This is a genomic window from Candidatus Symbiopectobacterium sp. (assembly GCF_020054415.1).
Taxonomy (GTDB): domain Bacteria; phylum Pseudomonadota; class Gammaproteobacteria; order Enterobacterales; family Enterobacteriaceae; genus Symbiopectobacterium.
Genome location: NZ_JAHWCO010000425.1, coordinates 1 through 2,926 on the forward strand (window position 1 = coordinate 1; position 2,926 = coordinate 2,926).

Consider the following 2,926-nt stretch of genomic DNA (forward strand, 5'->3'; position numbering starts at 1 on the left):
AAACGTGCTGCGGGCGTACGCCGATGGCCACTTTACTCGATGGAAAACGGATCTGGGCAGAAAAGAATCTGAACCAGATGTAATCTGACAGACACCTGTATAAATAATAGGTAACTGTCAGATCAGGTCTAAGCTAGTACATCAAAGCAAGGCACAATCAACGCAAACACGTATTTGCGCGCATCGGCAATCACCGCCACCTGTTCGATAAAGCGGTCTTGACCCAAGGTGCCTTCCAAGTGCTGCGGCGCAATATATTTTCCGCCGGAGGTTTTCATCAAGTCTTTCAGGCGCTCGGTGATATACAGGTTACCCTCGGCATCCAGCTTCCCGGCGTCACCGGTTTTCAGCCAGCCATCGGCGGTGAAGGCTTCAGCAGTTTCCTGCGGACGGCGGAAATAACCGCGCATCAGCGTAGCGCCGCGCACCTGTATTTCGTTTTCGTCACCAATGCGCACTTCGATACCCGGTAGCGGCGTGCCGATCAAACCCAGCCGCACATTATCCGCTTCCCAGCACGATACCGTGGCGCAGGTTTCCGTCATGCCGTAACCGTAAATAACGCGCACGCGCATCGACTGGAAAAACAGAATGATATTCTCATCCAGATGCGCGCCAGCCGCAGGCATAAAGCGAATCTTACCGCCTAGCAGGTGGCGCAGCTTGGTCAGCACCAGTCGATCGGCGACGCGATGCAGTAGCGCATGCAACGGTGAACGTGATTTACCTGAAATACGAGCCAGAAACGCCTTGCGTCCCTGCGCGATGGCCCAGTTAAACAGCGTGCGACGATGCCAGGGTGCCTGCGCGACTTTTTCGTGAATGGCGCTATACACTTTCTCGTAGAAACGCGGCACCGCACACATCACCGTCGGTGAAACGGCCTGCATAGCATTGCGTGCCAGATTGGTGTCGGTCAAATAGACGTTTTGTGCACCGGTGTGCATCATGTAAAACGACCAGGTGCGCTCAAACACGTGAGAGAGCGGTAGGAAGCTCAGAGAGATATCGTCCTGCGACACACACAGGCGCTCATCGTGCAACTTCAGCACCATCGCAATGTTGGCGTAATCCAGCATCACCCCTTTCGGCTCACCGGTCGTGCCGGAGGTGTAGATCAACGTGAAGAGATCATCCAGATTACGCTCATCAATGCGCTGTTGCAGCGCAGGCTGCCAGTAGGCGTCATCTACATCGGCCTCAAACGCCGCCAGCGTCAGCGCCAACGGGCAGTGATGCAGATTCACATTGTCATCGAGCACGATGATGCGCTTAAGCTGCGGACACTCCGGCAGTAGCGCCAATATCGCATCATACTGAGGCTGAGAACCGACAAAAAATGGTGCGAATATCCGCGTCATTGATGATAAACGCAGCCTGTGTCGCAGTGTTGCTGGCATAAATCGGGACGGTCACGCCACGCACGTACAGCGTCGCGAGATCTGCCAGCGACCAGTTGAGGGAATTATGAGAGAACAACGCGACACGCTCTTGGGCATCAATCCCCAGCGAGAGCAGTGCACTGGCAATGCGACGAATACGCGCACCGGCCTGAAACCAGGTAAGCTGCATTTCGCCAGAGGCATACCATTCACGCAGTGCGGTACGGCCGGAACAATGAGCAATCTGGTGTTGGATGCGTTCAACCAAGTGGTATTGCGACAAATGGGTAGACATAAAAAATGAGCCTGGGAAATTTCAGCGTACAACTGTTTATCATTTTGGCGCAGTCTACCGATCTCGCCAGAGACCGCAACGATCTTTCACATTGACATGATGGAAGGTTGACGCCACGCACATCTGCCCATTTGCGCGCCCCACGTGACGACGGCAACGCAAACGGTTTCGTCGCGACCGGGAACGAACACCGTTCTATGATCACAAATGCTTGACATAACCACAAGAATCAAGTACCAATAAAAGCACGAGCGATGCCATTCCCGCGGTTAAGCGGTGTATGGCAAATTTTACAGCTAACCGGATCAGACGAGATATCATGTTCAAACACACTTTCCTACTAGGCCTACTACTACACGCATCAACATTGCGCGGTATGCCTGTGGGTGAAAGTCAGAGCTGATTTCACGTTACACAGAACGAAGAACCCGCGCCGATGCGCGGGTTTTTTTTTTCCCGTTCTGCGCTCGAATAAACACGATAAGGAATCTTTCCAATGAGCCAGCAGGTCATTATTTTCGATACCACATTGCGTGATGGTGAGCAGGCATTACAAGCCAGTCTGAGTGTAAAAAAGAAACTGCAAGTGGCCTACGCGCTGGAAAGATTGTGCGTGGACGTGATGGAAGTCGGCTTTCCGGTCTCTTCGCAGGGCGATTTCGAATCGGTACAGACCATTGCGCGTCAGATTAAAAACAGCCGGGTGTGTGGTTTGGCCCGCTGCGTCGATAAAGACATCGATGTCGCCGCTGAAGCGCTGCGCTTTGCCGAAGCCTTCCTCATTCACGTATTCCTGGCCGCCTCTACGCTGCACATCGAATCCAAACTGCGTTTGTCGTTCGAGCAGGTCATTGAGAAAGCGGTTCACTCCGTCAAACGGGCGCGTAACTACACCGACGACGTAGAGTTATCCTGTGAAGATGCTGGCCGTACGCCTATCGATAACCTGTGCCGTATCGTTGAAGCTGCTTTGTTGAATAAATAGATATTATGCTGCGTAGCCATAAAGGCTGCGGATTCCCTTGACGTAAAATCAGTATGTTAAATCCAGAGCGTGGTGATGCATCCCGGAGCGATCAGCGTTTTAATCCAAAACAGGCGTGTCACAAGGCTTTGTTGAATAAATCAGAACTTGTAACGACTGCGCCCCATACTGGTCGATTGTTACGTGATGCGAATACTGTTCGGCATTCCTAATAGCGTGATCCGGTTAAGCGCTTTGACCATGGCCATGGCTTCACCCACCTGA

The 2,926-nt window shown here is 52.6% G+C and carries 1 protein-coding gene and 3 pseudogenes; 2 read left to right on the top strand and 2 right to left on the bottom strand.

Annotated elements, in window-relative coordinates:
- Nucleotides 1-140: 140 nt before the first annotated feature.
- Nucleotides 141-1,677, bottom strand: a pseudogene (locus tag QZ506_RS12460) (long-chain fatty acid--CoA ligase); the annotation flags it as partial.
- Between the two features lie 496 nt (nt 1,678-2,173).
- Between QZ506_RS12460 and QZ506_RS12470 the strand changes: the two are divergent.
- Nucleotides 2,174-2,650: pseudogene (locus QZ506_RS12470) on the top strand (2-isopropylmalate synthase); the annotation flags it as partial.
- 65 nt (nt 2,651-2,715) lie between these two features.
- Complete coding sequence (locus QZ506_RS12475; protein ID WP_291971439.1) at nt 2,716-2,874, top strand: hypothetical protein; 159 nt, start codon at nt 2,716-2,718, stop codon at nt 2,872-2,874.
- Here the strand turns inward: QZ506_RS12475 and QZ506_RS12480 are convergent.
- Nucleotides 2,842-2,926 (bottom strand): annotated as a pseudogene (locus QZ506_RS12480) (lipoprotein); the annotation flags it as partial. The gene QZ506_RS12475 and the pseudogene QZ506_RS12480 overlap by 33 nt on opposite strands.

Bases quoted from the DNA above. Each gene is read 5' to 3' on its own strand.
- QZ506_RS12475 (WP_291971439.1), top strand. From the start codon at position 2,716: ATGTTAAATCCAGAGCGTGGTGATGCATCCCGGAGCGATCAGCGTTTT.